The organism is Desulfobacca acetoxidans DSM 11109 (assembly GCF_000195295.1).
In the GTDB taxonomy this organism is placed as follows: Bacteria; Desulfobacterota; Desulfobaccia; order Desulfobaccales; family Desulfobaccaceae; genus Desulfobacca; species Desulfobacca acetoxidans.
The window spans coordinates 2153565-2169084 of the sequence record NC_015388.1 but is presented as its reverse complement, the minus strand read 5'-3'; the positions used below and the strand labels follow the sequence as shown (position 1 = coordinate 2169084).

At 42.9% G+C, this 15520-nt stretch carries 15 protein-coding genes and 1 tRNA gene; 7 read left to right on the top strand and 9 right to left on the bottom strand.

All coding sequences use genetic code 11. The features are described 5' to 3' along the window. Window position 1: 1 nt before the first annotated feature. Window positions 2-292, top strand: a complete 291-nt coding sequence (locus DESAC_RS09690) for a DUF6812 domain-containing protein (protein WP_013706884.1) — start codon at window positions 2-4, stop codon at window positions 290-292. A gap of 111 nt (window positions 293-403) precedes the next feature. On the opposite strand, the gene DESAC_RS09685 is transcribed toward DESAC_RS09690, so the two are convergent. The 5 genes from DESAC_RS09685 to DESAC_RS09665 form a co-directional block, all read right to left on the bottom strand. Next, window positions 404-1534 carry a TadE/TadG family type IV pilus assembly protein gene (locus tag DESAC_RS09685; protein WP_013706883.1) on the bottom strand — a complete coding sequence of 377 codons (1131 nt, stop codon included), beginning with the start codon at window positions 1532-1534 and terminating at the stop codon, window positions 404-406. A gap of 69 nt (window positions 1535-1603) precedes the next feature. Next, window positions 1604-1981, bottom strand: coding sequence for a TadE family protein (locus DESAC_RS15310; RefSeq protein ID WP_218915672.1), 378 nt, complete (start codon window positions 1979-1981; stop codon window positions 1604-1606). Window positions 1982-2362: 381 nt separating this feature from the next. Then, window positions 2363-3364 carry a TadG family pilus assembly protein gene (locus tag DESAC_RS09675; protein ID WP_013706881.1) on the bottom strand — a complete coding sequence of 334 codons (1002 nt, stop codon included), beginning with the start codon at window positions 3362-3364 and terminating at the stop codon, window positions 2363-2365. Between the two features lie 11 nt (window positions 3365-3375). Then, on the bottom strand, window positions 3376-3819 hold the full coding sequence (locus DESAC_RS09670) for a TadE/TadG family type IV pilus assembly protein (protein WP_013706880.1): 444 nt from the start codon (window positions 3817-3819) through the stop codon (window positions 3376-3378). A 286-nt stretch (window positions 3820-4105) separates the two neighbouring features. After that, on the bottom strand, window positions 4106-4321 hold the full coding sequence (locus DESAC_RS09665; RefSeq protein WP_041283916.1) for a hypothetical protein: 216 nt from the start codon (window positions 4319-4321) through the stop codon (window positions 4106-4108). Here DESAC_RS09665 and DESAC_RS15305 point away from each other — a divergent pair. Beyond that, on the top strand, window positions 4301-5017 hold the full coding sequence (locus DESAC_RS15305; RefSeq protein ID WP_148231224.1) for a prenyltransferase/squalene oxidase repeat-containing protein: 717 nt from the start codon (window positions 4301-4303) through the stop codon (window positions 5015-5017). The genes DESAC_RS09665 and DESAC_RS15305 overlap by 21 nt on opposite strands. A 53-nt stretch (window positions 5018-5070) precedes the next feature. Beyond that, complete coding sequence (locus DESAC_RS09655; RefSeq protein WP_013706878.1) at window positions 5071-6063, top strand: DUF362 domain-containing protein; 993 nt, start codon at window positions 5071-5073, stop codon at window positions 6061-6063. Between the two features lie 255 nt (window positions 6064-6318). Here DESAC_RS09655 and DESAC_RS09650 read toward each other — a convergent pair. From DESAC_RS09650 to DESAC_RS09640, 3 genes are all read right to left on the bottom strand, one after another. Continuing rightward, window positions 6319-6392, bottom strand: a tRNA-Gln gene (locus DESAC_RS09650). Between the two features lie 10 nt (window positions 6393-6402). Then, window positions 6403-6699 carry an integration host factor subunit alpha gene (locus DESAC_RS09645; RefSeq protein ID WP_013706877.1) on the bottom strand — a complete coding sequence of 99 codons (297 nt, stop codon included), beginning with the start codon at window positions 6697-6699 and terminating at the stop codon, window positions 6403-6405. 439 nt (window positions 6700-7138) lie between these two features. Beyond that, window positions 7139-7999 carry a helix-turn-helix transcriptional regulator gene (locus DESAC_RS09640; protein ID WP_237671356.1) on the bottom strand — a complete coding sequence of 287 codons (861 nt, stop codon included), beginning with the start codon at window positions 7997-7999 and terminating at the stop codon, window positions 7139-7141. Between the two features lie 275 nt (window positions 8000-8274). Between DESAC_RS09640 and DESAC_RS09635 the strand changes: the two genes are divergently transcribed. The 3 genes from DESAC_RS09635 to DESAC_RS09625 are packed head-to-tail and all read left to right on the top strand — an operon-like array spanning window position 8275 to window position 10017. Next, window positions 8275-8601: a hypothetical protein gene (locus DESAC_RS09635; protein ID WP_041283914.1), complete on the top strand. Its 327-nt coding sequence runs from the start codon at window positions 8275-8277 to the stop codon at window positions 8599-8601. Window positions 8602-8637: 36 nt separating this feature from the next. Then, window positions 8638-9645, top strand: coding sequence for an ARPP-1 family domain-containing protein (locus DESAC_RS09630; protein WP_013706875.1), 1008 nt, complete (start codon window positions 8638-8640; stop codon window positions 9643-9645). 18 nt (window positions 9646-9663) lie between these two features. After that, window positions 9664-10017: a hypothetical protein gene (locus DESAC_RS09625; RefSeq protein ID WP_013706874.1), complete on the top strand. Its 354-nt coding sequence runs from the start codon at window positions 9664-9666 to the stop codon at window positions 10015-10017. 135 nt (window positions 10018-10152) lie between these two features. Here DESAC_RS09625 and DESAC_RS09620 read toward each other — a convergent pair whose 3' ends face one another. After that, window positions 10153-10587 carry a transposase gene (locus DESAC_RS09620; RefSeq protein ID WP_013706873.1) on the bottom strand — a complete coding sequence of 145 codons (435 nt, stop codon included), beginning with the start codon at window positions 10585-10587 and terminating at the stop codon, window positions 10153-10155. 226 nt (window positions 10588-10813) lie between these two features. Here DESAC_RS09620 and DESAC_RS09615 point away from each other — a divergent pair, with 226 nt between their 5' ends. Next, window positions 10814-15520, top strand: a complete 4707-nt coding sequence (locus DESAC_RS09615) for a tetratricopeptide repeat protein (RefSeq protein WP_013706872.1) — start codon at window positions 10814-10816, stop codon at window positions 15518-15520.

Sequence of the window (15520 nt, the reverse complement as noted above, 5' to 3'; positions counted from 1 at the left end):
TATGAAGATTATTACCAGGGGCCATATGGACGTACGGCGCGCCACCCTCAAGTTGAGCGACGGCTCGATGGTGACAGGAAAGATCAATCTGATTCAACGGGGTGAAACCGAACACCGGGTCAGCGATATCTTTGTGGGCCGGGAAGAGCCCTTTGTCGTACTTTTCGAGGCCTCCATGGGAGAATTGATCAACCAGGTGCTGGTGATCAATAAAAGCCACATCGTCTGGGTGATACCGGAGGGGGAGAAGGAAGAGGGAAAGGAAGAATTTCCCGACTGGGAACAAGATTAGTAGGTCATAGCAGATGAAACAACTTCTGCCGCCATCTCCCGCATTTTGGCAGAAATGCTCCGAGGCGGCAGGAGAAACCTAAGCCTTGGGATTACAGAGGGGATTGAGAACTTATTGAATTAATTTGACATGGTTATTGGAGAGAGGCACGCTCGCAACCGTGTAATTGCCATTAACGGTAAGATTTCCCGAAATAACAATTCTCTTTGCTACGATGCAACCATTGATGGTTGAATTACCGCTAATAGTCACGCTACCATTGGGAGCGTATATAATTTCGCTTCCATTACTACCATTATTGAATGAGCCACTAACGGTAATATTGCCATTGGCTGAATAGAGACAAACTTGGCCATTGCCGCCGATGGTGGTATTTCCACTAATCGTTATATTGCCATTAGCCAAGATAGCCCCGGTGCCGGATGTTGTCATACCACTCATGGTTATATCGCCTTGAACCCATATATTGCCGTCCAGGTCGTTTGTTCCACTAAGAATTTTCGCACTATAATAAACCGTCCCCTGCGCCTGAGCAGCAGCTTCTATTTGCGAGGTAAAATCGGGCATGGCGATTTGAGTTGCCCCACCCGATTGGGAACCGATTGTGTTTGATCCACTTACGTGGATATTGGCCGTGGTATCGGCTTGCACAGAACCTATGGTGTTGGACCCACTTAAGCGTACTCCCGTTGCACCTTCCGCCGCTCCCGAAATTTTCGTATTACCGCTGATAGTCAACTGATGATTTGTGTGAACCGACCCGGTGATTTTTTGGTTACCGCTTATGGGCAGATTTTGATCAGAAAATATAGCATAATTAAATGGTCCGCCGGCACCGCCGGTCTGCAATATGCCTTTGGCAGATACGGTGATAGAAATATTTGGATAACCAAATAATCCCAGGAAAAATGTTGGCACCTGGTTCGTCATGCTACAATTTATTTCGGGGCTGCCTGCTGGATTATTGACGGTATCTTGAGTATAGGTTATGGTGGCATCGTTGGGATCAAAGCCATTACTGGTTATAAAGGAATTTGCTGTTGTCATTGCCAGTCCCTGATTCGGTAATTTCAGGCCACCACCACAGACTGCGGCATCTACTGCGCTCTGCATCCTTGTTTTTATGACATAGAGATTGCCGATATCTATAGCCAATCCGGTGAAGCCGATCAGCACGGGGAGCAGTAGTGCGGTAATAACAGCAATAGCGCCTTCTTCATGACGCCCCAAATTGCCCTTCATTTTCCTAATCCCTTTTATGGAGTTATACTACATACATGATCATTGCGCCCGATTTCGGAGAATAACTGTTTAATTTTCCAGTCCCATTACGCATCTGCCGGTAACGGTATAGGGATTACTGGGAAAAAATGAACTGATGATTGGGGTACTTATAGTGACAGTAGTGGTCACTGTCACCGTGATATTGCCTTTGGAAACCGGGGGGCTTACTGACACCTGAAATTGATCGCCATAATTGGTTTGAACAAAATTAGCAACATCTGTGGAAATACCTGCCAGATTTTGATGAGTGGTGGCATATCTCGCTGCCGCCCGGGCAGCCTCGTTGACTGCATGCATTTGATAAAATAAGTTCCCAAAGTCTATAATCCCCAGCATAAGCAATAAGAATATCGGCAGAATTACAGCAAACTCCACTGCTGCTGCACCTTCCTGCGCTTTCCTCATTCTTGCAACCCGGCATAGTTTGGTTGACATTTTTATCTGCCCTTATACTTGCAGTAATGGCGAGGATAACTAATCATCTTTTTTTTAGATCGGTATATTTCCAGAAAGCATTAATTTTTTTGAGATAAGCGTAGGCAGTTTGAATGATGCTGGCATAGGAAAATTTCAATTACGTTTCCAATTCAATCCGTTTTCCTCGCAGCCTGAAACCGATCAAAAGGGAAGAATTCATCTGGCCGAAAGTAAACAACTCGATGAATAGAAGCCGCCTATAATTCCGATATAAGGCTAGCTATGAAGATTTAGTTCCCTTGTAGCTGATACATTCCGCCTCAAATGGAGCTTCCGGAAAATTTCACTTTTTGCAGCGGTCTCATAATATTATGGACCGACTAATCTTGGTGTACCAGCAACTCCTAAATATATTCCGGCTCCGTCGGCAGGGAGAACATTGGGATCAAAATACTTATTGACAAAATGCCCTTCTAAAGAGTTGGCGTTTAAGTTATCGACCTTAAACGCCGCAAACCCGACAATTGACATCCAAGTTTTTTGTGAAACATCATCGACTATCGGCAATACAATTGTCTCGCCTGCTGTGACAAGTCCCAATAGGGTCGCCTTCGTCCCTGGAAGCAGATAGATTGCACTTGTTGGAGAAGTCAGCGCTTCATTGATACGAACCGAGGGAGCACTGTTCTCACCACTTAGATTAAACCATCCTGCACTCCCTGCATTGCTCCTAGGTGTGATAGTTTGCTCGTCCACGTTTATTACAACACTGTCACCGATAATATCATAAACAATGTCTCTGGCTACTGCAATCGGGGGGGTATTTTTCGTTCGATAGGTTTCGGGCAGAATTGCGGTTGCTGTGGCATTCACTGTTTTTGGACTAGATACCCCCAATAACGGTGCAAAGTACAAATCTACATTCCTACTTAATGTCACTCTGATAGCCGGCTGAGGTAGATAGGCCGATGTAGTGGGGCGAACCGTAGGCAGCGATTGGACATAACCTTCCGGCGGGTTTAACAACCAGTATCCATAGGTAACTGCACTATCAGTTGTGGTGAATACCTGGTTATCAGCTAGGTTAGCTGTGTTATTGATTAATGTCTGGGCCTTACTCTGCCCTTGAAGCCAGTCCGGCGTTTGACTTGTCACCGGACCGGTGTAGGGCACCAATCCCGTTGCACCAGCCAGTGCGCCGGCATCCGCCGTTCTCTGCAATTCAGCCTTTACCATTACCAAATGGCCGATATCAAATGCCAGCGCTACGAACCCGCAGAGTATGGCGAGAGTGAGGGCAAAACTTATAGCAACAGCTCCTGATGCATCACGAACTAGTTTAAACTTCTTTTTCACGCTTCTATTTTGCATCTCGTTCTCCTTCAGGGCCCTTCCAACACCATAGCCGTCGTGGCTGTGAGTTGTTTCGGATTGATAAATCCCGGTACGCTGCCGAGTATCCACCAATACTTATCTGCCTGAACAGTAATAGTGGCAATTCTATTTGGAGACGTACCACTGTAGCTTCCGGCAACAACCAAGTTATCCAAATTGAAGCTGTCATAGTTAAGCCCTGATGTTGATTTTACATAATTAGAGATGTCTTCAGAGGTCGGAGAGATATTGTTTCCGGTATACTTCGCAGCAAAACGAGCCCCCTCTCGGCTGGCATTAGTAATAATATGTTTTATGTAAAGCATATGACCTAAATCCATGCCCCCCAGTATTAATAATAGTAGCACGGGTAAAACTATAGCAAACTCAACCGAAACGGCACCCTCCTGACGGCGGTCAAACCTGTCTGCCGGGAACAATATCTTCTTCATCTCAATTTCCCCTCCTGCCTTAAGATGCCAAGTTTCTACACGTTTACCTGCACACTTGATGGGCGAAACTTGGCTGTTGAGCAGCTCACTCCAGGCGTTCGCAGTTACTAAAACAGGTTAGCTTAATAACCAGGTGAGTTCACCTTTAATGAAATTGAAGTTACCATGATCTTTGCCGATATTAATTTAACACGCTCCCTCCTTATGATATTTATCGGCCGCTAATAATGAGACTTTAATTTTTTGCAATATGCTAATTAATAATAATATTAATAACATGGATATATTAACCGCAACCCTGATATCGGCGCTCAGAGGTAAACTCGTTGTTGATCAAAGCCTTGAGAATCAGTCCCATACCCATAGCCGACCTGATCTCCAGGCCTGGACCATATTGGCATTGCAGGCTGCGGGTGCTGGAGCTGAAGAACTTCATCCCCTCCGAAACCGGCTTATTGCAAACCAATGGCCGGATGGTCGGGTGAGCCTTGGGAGCGATCATCCCACTGCCTTTTGGCCAACTCCCTTGGCTGTACTGGCCTGGAATCAGGCACCGGAGTTCCAGGAGGCCCAACTTCGGGCCATCACTTTTCTATTGAATGCCACCGGTTATCATTTTCCCAGACCGAGCGGTGGCATCATCGGACACGACTCCGCCCTCAAAGGCTGGCCTTGGATCGAAGCAACGCATTCCTGGGTGATACCAACCTCCCTAACCGTCATTGCCCTCAAAGGAGCGGGATGGGGCGATCATGTCAGGGTAGTAGAAGCCAAACGCCTGCTTCTGGACCGGCAGTTGCCTGACGGGGGATGGAATTATGGCAACACCTCGGTCTTTGGGCAAAAGCTACACCCCATGCCGGAGAGCACCGGCGTGGCGCTCAATGCCTTGGCAGATATTGCCACTAGCAATGAAGTCGCCTCCAGCCTGACATATCTCAGGAACCGGATATCCCGGATACGCACGCCCCTTTCCTTGAGTTGGGGTTTGATGGGTTTGGAGGCCTGGGGAGAAAAGCTACCCAAAAAAGTGGAATTGCTTTATGAATGTTGGCAACGGCAACAATTGTATGGAACATACGATGCCAGCGCCATATCCCAGATGCTGCTGGCTTTAACGACATCCAAGGACATACATTCTCTCTGTACCCGGTTTACACCGGAATACGGCAAGGAACTGCCGCCGGAAGTCGGCTAAGTCCGGCTGAATTTGTCAAGTCTCCCAGATAAACCATGAATTTTGGAAGAAAGATGACCATCTCCCGCCGAACCTTCCTCCAAGGGCTGATTGGGGCAACCGGCCTGACCGCAGTTGGCTATTATTTGGGAAAAAGGTTCTTCCGTCCAGTCAGGGAGGAATCAGTTTTTATCGCCCAGGCCCATTCGTACAAGGCCGATCTAGCCGCTGTGCTCCTAACGGGTCTTAAAGAGCTCGGTATACAGCGTCAGGAGATTCGAGGCAGGCGGATTCTGCTCAAACCTAACCTGGTGGAAACCAGTTTAGGGGCACCCCACATCAACACCCACCCTTTAGTCATTCGGGGGGCAGTTGAGGCCTTTATGAAGTTGGGCGCGGCTAAGGTAATAGTAGCCGAAGGCCCCGGACATAACCATGATACTCTCATGGTCCTGGAAGAATCAGGATTTGTTGAGGTACTCCAGGAAGATCGGATACCTTTCGTAGACCTCAATTACGATCGAGGGTTTCCCTTGGTTAACGCCGGTGGCTTTTCCTGTCTAAAGACCTTGACGTTTCCGGCCACCTTGTCCCAGGTAGACTGGATCGTTTCAGTGGCCAAGCTTAAGACCCACCACTGGGCCGGGGTGACCCTGTCCCTGAAGAATCTCTTCGGTGTTATGCCAGGCATATATTACGGCTGGCCCAAAAACGTACTTCATAGGGCCGGAATTAGTGAATGTATTCTTGATATAGCCGCAACCTTGAAACCCCATTTGGCGATCGTGGACGGCATCGTCGGCATGGAGGGAGACGGCCCGATTATGGGGACGCCCAAAGAGGTGCGGGCGCTGGTTATGGGCCGCAACTTAACAGCCGTAGACGCCACTTGTACACGCCTCATGGGCATCGATCCCTATCGGGTCGAATATCTGGCGAAGGCCGATGGTTTCTTGGGGCCGGTGGCAACTTCTCGGATTCGGCAGCGAGGAGAGGCTGTTTCAAGAATGCGGCAAGATTTCCAACTGGTAGAGAGAATACCCGCCCACCGCACGTTGAGGATGTAATCCTCTAGCCATCGATGACGCCCTGAAAAGAGAAGCACACCCGCTAGGGAAGAAAGGAATGGTGGGTAGTGCCCACCTTTCAGCACTACAGCATCGACAGGCCATCCGATAGGGGCGAATCTGGTATTCGCCCCAAACAACAGAAGCGTTACGGCAATTATATCGAAATTATTTTAAGAAATTGCTTGAAAGGTACGGCAGAAACCGGGGAAAAGCAGTCTGTTTAATGCCTGTAAAATTATTTCAGTAAATATCTGGCTGGGGGAAGAGGATTCGAACCTCTATCGGCGACTCCAAAGGCCGCTGTCCTGCCATTGGACGATCCCCCAATCGGCGTTATCACCTGGAGGAAGGCTCCTGGTTGATCAATCGGCGCAATACTCCGGAAGCACGAAAGGTTACCACCCGTCGGGCATCGATGGTTAAATCCTGCCCTGTCTGAGGATTTCGGCCCCGCCGTTCCTTCTTAGTTTTTACCAACCATTTGCCGAAACCGCTTATAAGCACGTCTTCCTTTTCTGCCAAAGTCTGCTTGATGATCCGAAACACGGCATCAACAACCTTGGCCGCTTCGGCCTTGGATAAGATCTCTTTCTCAAAGAGCACCTGTACCAAGGAAGCCTTAGTGAGCGGCATAGCTCCTCCTTTAACAATAATCATTGATATAGTGAAATATAAAAAAAGCACTGGTCTTATGCAAGGGATTTCTTAGGAAAAATTTGACCGCCGTCTTGGCCGGAAAAATAGGGACAGATATTAATTATCATCAGATGATAATGTCTGTCCCTATTTATGCTCATTTACTGGAGGCGGCAAGGGGATTTAAATTCCGGACCTGCTGATGAGGAATGCGTGAAGGGTAAAAAACTACTGGTAACCAAGGGAAACTATAAATATCTAATTTAGAGTGTTATTAACAAGATACGCCAAAATTAACCTCCACTGATTTTTGCTATTTTTCCCCTTGATTACCGGTGTTTTAATCAATTATGGCAAGTGAGTGCGCTTGTCAAATATAGACTAAAGCGAACCACAGCTCGTTTTAAATCTCAGCGCCCCATTAGGTCTGACCGGACTAACGACTATAGTTGCCATACCCATCCAATATCTTATGCGCCTCTCCCTTAACCATCTCTATTAATTCGCCAGGTTCGATAACCCTGGCTTCACTCCCAATACTCATTACCCAATGGAAAATTTCAAAGAGATTGCTGACCACGACTTTCATTAGGAATTTGCCATCTTGGACAGGGCTAATTTCTTGGTTGGCAATCCAAGAGCGATTAGCCACATAATCATAAAGGATTTCGGGAAATTCTATTGTCACGGTAATTTGATTGGCTTCGTCTCCCTTAAATACTCCAAACGACCTTTCATAAAATGATTCTGGTGAATAATCTGTAGGATAGTCAAAATAATCTTTGGTCAATCTGGCCGTTAAAATATTATCAACTCTGAACGTCCTGATTTCCCGATAATTCTCTACCCAGGCATTCAGATAAAGGGCATCCCGGTGCATCACCAAAGTATAAGGCTGAATCAAATACTGCCTTTCGCCTTTCTGAGATCGGTAAAATAATTCCAGCTTAAACTGATTTAAAAGTCCTCGGAGAACCACATCAATATGTTCATCCACCTCTTCATAACTCCTGCTGCCAAACCCGGTGGTATAAAATTTCTTCTGGTAATTTTTCAAAAGAGCCCGTTGTGCCAGAGGAATTGTCTCTTCCAGATCAGCAAACATATCCATCAATCCATCCCGAACCACTGTTTGGTCTAAAGAGGACATGAGGATTGAGCCCAGGTAGAGCGACATCAATTGATAGGGCGTGGCTTCCAAGGGCATGGTTTCGTTCAATCGCCATCGTTCCACCCCACCGGTTCTGGTAACCCTAATTAAAGGCTCTCCTTGGCGGTTGCTGAGAAATTCATTCATGGCCTTGAGATAGCGCCTGGCCGTTCTTTCAGAGATGTCAAGAATTCTCAGGATATCTTCCAGGGTCAGAGAGCGGCCTTGCATAGCCAGCGTATAAATCAACTTGGCCATATTCAATGCTGCCGGATAGGTCGGTCGCCTTTTCTCGTTCATAATTATTTTTTAGCATAGCCCAGCTCATAAGACAACGGTTGACTTTCTAATGAGTTATATTCTTTTCAGCTACGTTGGGAAAGCAACGGTTAGGGTAAAAACATGAAGACAGGAGAAAGGCAATGGATATGGAGATTGTCATATACGGCATAATTGGCGCCTTCGCAATATTAGTATGCTGGCTGCTGGATATTTATTCACCGACCATAGAAAAGAAAATGTATTCACCAGAAAATCTCCGGACAGAAAAATCACCGGTCATCCTTCCCACCTGCTGTATTTGCCTTAAAATCAGGGATGAAAAAGGGAATTGGCATGAGAGGAATGATTATCAGGCTGATTATCAAGGAGTGATTTTCAGCCATACTTTTTGCCCTGAATGTGCTTCCATCCACTATGCGGGATTCTATCAGGGAACCGAACAGGAGATGATTTCCACAAATTACTAATTGGAAACTTGAGCAGACTATGGGAGGTATCAAGATATGGAAAATATTCTGGCGTCATTTCTGGCCGATATATCGGTAGGCCCGGAGCAGTTCTATAAAAATATGGCTATCTTCCCTTTACTGGCTAACCAAGGTGCTCAGGTGGAATTTATTACCCTGGATGAGGCCCTGGCCCTGAGCGCCTTGGTTATCACGGAAATCGATGAATCAGGCCGGGTTCCCGAATTAAAGGTGGTCAATAATTCCAAGCAGAAAATTTTATTATTGGATGGAGAGGAACTGGTAGGGGCTAAGCAGAATCGGGTCTTGAATGTCACGATTTTATTGGCTCCCAATTCTGAGTCTTTAATTCCGGTTTCCTGTATCGAGCAGGGACGTTGGTCATATAAAAGCCGGGAATTCAGCAGCGCCAACCGAACCATGAGCGCTTGTTTGCGCAAGAGTAAAGCACAATCTGTCCATGAAAGGGTGCGTCAATCAGGTTCCTTTGCTTCGGACCAGGGTGAGATTTGGCAAGAGATTGAGCGGAAATTTGTCCGCTGTCAGGCACCCCCCTCTCCCACCATGGCCTTGTCCGATCTCTGTGAAGCCAAAAAAGATATCACCGAAGATTATCTGAAAAACTTTTCCCTGGTGGATAAACAAATGGGCCTGGCGGTGTTTATTGATGGCAATATAGCCGGGGTCGAATATTTAGGGAACCATGACAAATTTCAACTCCTCTACCATAAATTGGTCTCGAGTTATGTCATGGATGCTCTCGAAAATGATATTGAGGCTCCGAAAGAACAGACTTCCCGTTCGTTTAATATATTAATCGGCTTTCTGGCAGATGCGGCTAAATCCCCTCTGGATAGGAGAAAATCTGTTTCTCTCGGGTGGGATATGCGGCTTGAATCAGAGAACGTCGTTGGTGCCGGTTTGGAGTTTGAGGAGCAGATTTTGCAATTGAGCCTTTTTCAGAAAGATATCGGTCAGAGAACCGGCAATAATGGAAGACCCTTGCGCCGGGCTTCTGGGAGACGCCATAACCTGGTGAGATAACGCGAGGTATAAAAGCTTATGTGGAGCCACAGCCGAGCCGATACATTTGGTTATATGGGTCTGACGATATTTTTGCTGCTGGCAATTATCTCTGGGGTATTTCCTACTGCAGCAGCGGAAGATGTGGATGTCTATGATGATAATTACCGCCTCCAATACCGCATCCGGGGCGGAAAAGTTTATGACCGAAATTACCGCCAGCAATATCGCATCGATGGCAACAAAATCTACGACCGGGATTATACGCTGCGCTACCGGGTTGATGATGGTAAAATTTATGATCGGGAATACCGATTAAAATATCGGACGGGTGGCGATAAGGTGTATGATAGGGATTACCGGCTGCGGTATCGGTTGGAGAGGAAGCATTGAATATTTAGCTAAATATACTTGATTTCGAAAGTTCAATTAAAGACTTCGCTCTGGGTTATTACAATATGAAGACAACCAATTTTATACATAGGAATTATCTTGAGAAATTATGTTTATATCTTATAATTATGACATTTACACATCCAGGATATGCAGTCGATCAGAAACAAAGCCCTGGCTTCTGGCTTGCTCCACCACCGCGTTGAAAAAGGTCCGGAAACCATCGGCCCCCAAACGTTGCCGGAAGCGGCACAAGGTGGTGTGGTCCGGCGGGAACTCCTCAGCACTCGGACCCAGAAACCACTTGAAGGCCATGTTGAAGGTAATCTGCTCTTTTACCTCGCGATCGGAAAGATCATAGAGAAATTGGAGAAAGACCATCTTGAACATCAGCACCGGATCCCAAGCGTACCTGCCCCAATCAACATAAAAATCCCGGCAGATATTTCGAACAAAACTGAAATCCACCACCTGACTCAGTTCATACTGGAGGTGCGATCGCCGGGCTAGGAGGTTTTCATAAATATGGTTGCCAAAAAATGAACCGTTGGCTCCGCCTTTATTGGTCATATCAACCTCGGAAAATGTATTTCCTTGATATTACCACATGTTAGGCAATTTCACGAGCCTTTTTGATATCAATTTCACGTAGTATTTTCGATACGTTTTGCAACAGTCTTAAATTATCTCGAGAATCTTGATTCTGTTTTCCCAGAGATAATGATCATAATATCATTCATAATAACAATTATTTTTTGATATAATAATTGAAATAATAAAAGAGAGATATTTTCCCATGGAAGAGATTATTCGATTGATTCAAAAACAAATTCCCTTGGGAACTAATATAACCTTACATCTTAAAACTGGTAAAGAGGTATCGGGCATATTGACGGAAATTAGTCTTAATCATGTCACATTAAAATCTGAAGGTCAGATTAAGACGATTATTGCAGAAATGATTGGAATGTGGGAAGAACTGACAGATTCAAGTGATCAAATTGAATCATTTGCTTATGATAAGACCAATAAACTGAAAGACGTTCCCCAATCTCAGGATATTACCAATCAAGAATTAGATAAGCAACTTATTGAAATAAAGGCTCGTTTTAATGCTGAGCTTCAGGTAGCAAATATTAATGAACTCAAAAATCCTGATTTTATATTACCCGATGACGAAATTATAGGCAAACAGGCCCATGATGCTAAGAACATTTGGAATAAACTTAGGGAAAAATATAATTACGCAGTAAAAGTAAATGAACTAAGTGAAAAATTCGGTAGAATTCAACCGATTCTCCATGAAATGATAGCTCTTTCGGGTCGATTTCCTAATTCTCCAAGTATTAAAAGACAGTTAGCCTATATTTTATGGCTTTGTAAAGATTATAAGAAGGCTTTGGACCTCTATAAAGAAACGGCAGCGAAATCAAAAGAATTAATAGATTGGTATAATTTGGCCGTCTTGGGAATTATAAATGGGAATGAAGAATTGGCATGCTATGGATTAGAAAATTATTTTTATAATGTAAAATTTTTTCAAGAAATGAAGGCGTGGTATGTCTTGGTTAAGTTAATTAATGAGCATTCAAATTACGGAATATTGAACAATATATTAATTAATAAAGGAACCAATATCTCTGATGAAGAAATAAATATCATGATAGAAACAGGAATATACTTACTTTTATGTATCAATAATAACGATTCTGCAATAAACATTTTGAGAGACAGGTCAGAGAATAAAGAAGCAATAACCATAATAAAGAATATGCTCAACTTTTTAGGGGAACAATTAGGCGAGGGTTATCAAATTATAAAATCAGAGTTAACTGAATTAGAGGAGGATAACCACCTTGAAAAAGAAGATAATCACCAACCTCAAGGATACATATATAATTTTAAACGAGATAGAAATTATGGATTTTTAGAGGGTATCGATGGAGATGATTACTTTTTTCATCGAAGTGCAATTTTAGATAATGAATTATTGGACAAAGTCCTTTATCTGAATCCAGGGGAAAGGATACCAGTAATATTTGATGTTGCCCAAGGTATAAAAGGACCTGTAGCAATTAGGATATTGATGTTTCGAACCATGGATGAGATGTTAAGTCGAGCGTCAGAATACGCTAATGAAGGTGATTATCCCCAAGCCATTGCCCAGATTAATAAACTTATAGAAATTGACCCAGAATACCCTAGCGCTAAGGAATTACAGAATAAGTGGCGTGAATACACACGAGTGACTGGTGTACCAAAAGGGAGTACTCCTTATGCTAGGGCAAAAAGGGCACAACTAATCGAAAAAGATCTCGACAAGGCTGTTCAATTACTACGTGAAGCTATTAAAAGAGGAGATAATACCGAAAGTGCAGTTAAAGATTTAGCATCAGTATTAGTCCAACAAGGCAAACCAGAAGAAGCTATTAAAACATTAGAAAGCCATAAGCAGGTAAGTAGTGATCCTAAATCCATAGATAACTTATTAATTACTTCGTATCAAAATGCTGGTCAATATGATCATGCCATAACCCTCCTTCAGAAAAAACTTAAACAGGCTGATAATGAGATTAAAAGGGCACCTTATTTATTTCAGATTGCACTTATGAATTTAAAAAAGGGAGACTACGGTCAATCCGAGCAATTTTTTAGAAAAATCCTTACCAAGCAGCCTGATAATGTAACGGTACAAAGAAACATCGCTATATGTTTATCAAAGCAAGGCCATTATGACGAAGCAAAAAAATTGCTTCAAAAAATCCTTAATATCTCTACTGATGTTAAGTCGGCAGAGATACTCGAAGCAATCAATCAAGCCATAGCAGGACAACCTGTAAAAATTGACGAAATTGTCATCGAAACAACACTAACAGCTTTTTCAGGAGATATTTCAAGGTTTACAAGGTTTTTTCTTGATCGTTGTAAATATGAGGGAGTGCAAGCTGATCGAGTTCAAAAACAAACCTTCAGCCCGCATGATATAAAAAAGTTAGAAGAACTGGCAACTAAGTTGGGTACTAGCAGACCATCAGATCGTGCTGCATATTACCTTTCTGCAGCTAAAATAGCATCACTTTTAGAAGAGGGTGATCCTAATTATTTTTCACGGTATCTTGGTCGTTGCTTCGCTTCAAAGGGTGATGCTATTGTCATTGAAGGCAGACCTCTGGCTGCAGCCCGGGCATATTACGCTGAAGCTCTGAGCGCATATGATGGGGATAGAAAGAGCAAGGATGAACAAGATGCCGTAAATGCGTTAGTTAGATTTTTATATTCTACCTTAGGACAAACCAATATTCCAATGAAGCCAAATATTCCTTCTATTGATGAAACATTAGATTTTGTTCTGACAAATCACCCAGAAGGGGTTAAAGTATTCAATTCAATTGCTTATCTTGTATTTCGTAGCCGATATGCTGCAAATCGGATATTAAACCGACTTTATGACAAAGCATCTCACCAGGCGATGGCTTTAGAATTCTTGAAAAGTGCAGAAATATCAGCTGGTAAGTCATCAATGAAATTAAATGATTTTGTGACATTGTGGAATATGCTGCAAAAAAAGAGTGCAGAAGCTGCACGTAATGTTTCTAACGAAGTTCGCTTATTGTCCAATATGGAATTTACTACAGCATCCTTAGAAAATATTTTGCAAGTGATCAAAAAGCTTAGTGAAAGACCCTCTATAGATCTCGACCAAGAAAGAATGCTCCAATTGCGTAATATATTTGAAACTTCGTTAGAATTGTGTAATCAAACAACATTTGAAGAAAAAGAACGTCTTTCTCTTCAAATTGGCAATCGCTGTCAAGATTTACTAATGGAAATTGAAAATAGTCCAACAAAATTTTCCGTTGAAGATTTATTCCCAGTCATTTGGGAAATCAAAAATAAAGCTGCCTCATATTTAGAAGAACTATATAAAAGCTCTATGCCTCAGTTAACCCTCCGATTACCGGTTGAATCATATTTTCCTGATAACAATCAAGATATTGAAGTTCAAATTGCCGTTAACAATCGGATCGGATGTAGTCCAGCTGAAGCATTAGAATTAATTATACAACAACAGGAACATGAAGCAGCCTTTGATCTCAAAGTGCCTGATATCAAACTGGACCGCTCTCTGAGGGGAGCGGAACAATTCATTCTCCGGGTGCCGCTTCATTTAAGCAAAGAGACAATAAATTCTCAGACATTTTCCTTACCGGTATATACTCAATATAGAACTAGATCTGGGGAGGTCATATCGACTTCCATCAAAAATTTCTCAATACGTCTTTATTCCGAGACTGAATTTGAAAAAATAGATAATCCTTATGCAGCTTATGCTGAGGGAGGGATTGTCGGTGATCCAAGAATGTTTTACGGTAGGGAGGAGCTGATTATAAATGTGGCGAAAACCATTATGGAATCTCGCCTACAAAGTAAATGTGTTGTCATTTTTGGCCAGGCTCGTGCAGGCAAATCATCAATTTTGCATCATCTTAAAACCAAACTAACTTCTAATAAAGAATTATTAATTATTGATATAGGAAATATAGGAAAAATATTGGATGATCATTCAAAAATACCTCTATTATATCAAATACTTTTCGAGATATTAAGAAAATTAGAATATGCTCTTGAAGATAAGGTGAGTAATGGATTTGCTTCATTAGGAATTACTATCCCTAGTGAAAAAGGATTTTATGAACATCATAGTCCACTCAGCCTCTTTAGAAATATATTTGAAAAATTTAGACGTTCTTGTGAAAAATCACAAGAGTGGCGCAATTCCCGAATTATTTTACTTATAGATGAATTTTCTTATATTTATGGTTATATTACGGCAGGAAGTCTTCCTGAAAACTTTATGAAAAATTGGAAAGCGTTATTACAGGAAAACTATTTTAGTGCTGTTCTTGTAGGTCAAGATGTTATGCCAAAATTCAAACAGCGCTTTCCTAATGAGTTCGGAATAGCACAAGATGAACGGGTTACCTATCTAAAGCGCGAAGATGCAATTAAGCTTATTGATGAACCGATTCGTATAGGCGGTCGTCAAGGTGAAAGTCGCTACCGGGAAAAGGCGATGGACCGTATAATTAATTTAACGGCTGGTAGTCCTTTTTACATTCAAATCCTTTGTAATCGCTTGGTAGATTATATGAATAGGAAGCATGCCCGTTTAGTTACCGAAGCAGATATTGAGCAAGTAAAAGATGATCTAATTCGAGGGCCTAATGCCTTAGATCTTGATAAATTTGATAATCTTTTAAATTCTGGCGATACCTCTGAAGACGCCATTAGTAACGAAGATGCCAATAAAGTATTAACAGCAATAGCTTTCAACAGTAAAACGGGTCCCTGTAATCGTTATAATATTCTTTGTGAAACCTCTAAGCCCGTTGATGAAATACTCGACGATCTTGTCAAACGAGAAGTTATTGAACGAGAGGGAGGCCAATATTATTTAATCCAAGTCGGCCTCTTTAATGAATGGCTAATTGCCCATCAATAG

Bases quoted from the DNA above. Each gene is read 5' to 3' on its own strand.
- DESAC_RS09690 (WP_013706884.1), top strand. From the start codon at position 2: ATGAAGATTATTACCAGGGGCCATATGGACGTACGGCGCGCCACCCTC.
- DESAC_RS09685 (WP_013706883.1), bottom strand. From the start codon at position 1,534: ATGAAGGGCAATTTGGGGCGTCATGAAGAAGGCGCTATTGCTGTTATT.
- DESAC_RS15310 (WP_218915672.1), bottom strand. From the start codon at position 1,981: ATGAGGAAAGCGCAGGAAGGTGCAGCAGCAGTGGAGTTTGCTGTAATT.
- DESAC_RS09675 (WP_013706881.1), bottom strand. From the start codon at position 3,364: ATGCAAAATAGAAGCGTGAAAAAGAAGTTTAAACTAGTTCGTGATGCA.
- DESAC_RS09670 (WP_013706880.1), bottom strand. From the start codon at position 3,819: ATGAAGAAGATATTGTTCCCGGCAGACAGGTTTGACCGCCGTCAGGAG.
- DESAC_RS09665 (WP_041283916.1), bottom strand. From the start codon at position 4,321: ATGATCGCTCCCAAGGCTCACCCGACCATCCGGCCATTGGTTTGCAAT.
- DESAC_RS09655 (WP_013706878.1), top strand. From the start codon at position 5,071: ATGACCATCTCCCGCCGAACCTTCCTCCAAGGGCTGATTGGGGCAACC.
- DESAC_RS09645 (WP_013706877.1), bottom strand. From the start codon at position 6,699: ATGCCGCTCACTAAGGCTTCCTTGGTACAGGTGCTCTTTGAGAAAGAG.
- DESAC_RS09640 (WP_237671356.1), bottom strand. From the start codon at position 7,999: ATGAATGAATTTCTCAGCAACCGCCAAGGAGAGCCTTTAATTAGGGTT.
- DESAC_RS09635 (WP_041283914.1), top strand. From the start codon at position 8,275: ATGGATATGGAGATTGTCATATACGGCATAATTGGCGCCTTCGCAATA.
- DESAC_RS09630 (WP_013706875.1), top strand. From the start codon at position 8,638: ATGGAAAATATTCTGGCGTCATTTCTGGCCGATATATCGGTAGGCCCG.
- DESAC_RS09625 (WP_013706874.1), top strand. From the start codon at position 9,664: ATGTGGAGCCACAGCCGAGCCGATACATTTGGTTATATGGGTCTGACG.
- DESAC_RS09620 (WP_013706873.1), bottom strand. From the start codon at position 10,587: ATGACCAATAAAGGCGGAGCCAACGGTTCATTTTTTGGCAACCATATT.
- DESAC_RS09615 (WP_013706872.1), top strand. From the start codon at position 10,814: ATGGAAGAGATTATTCGATTGATTCAAAAACAAATTCCCTTGGGAACT.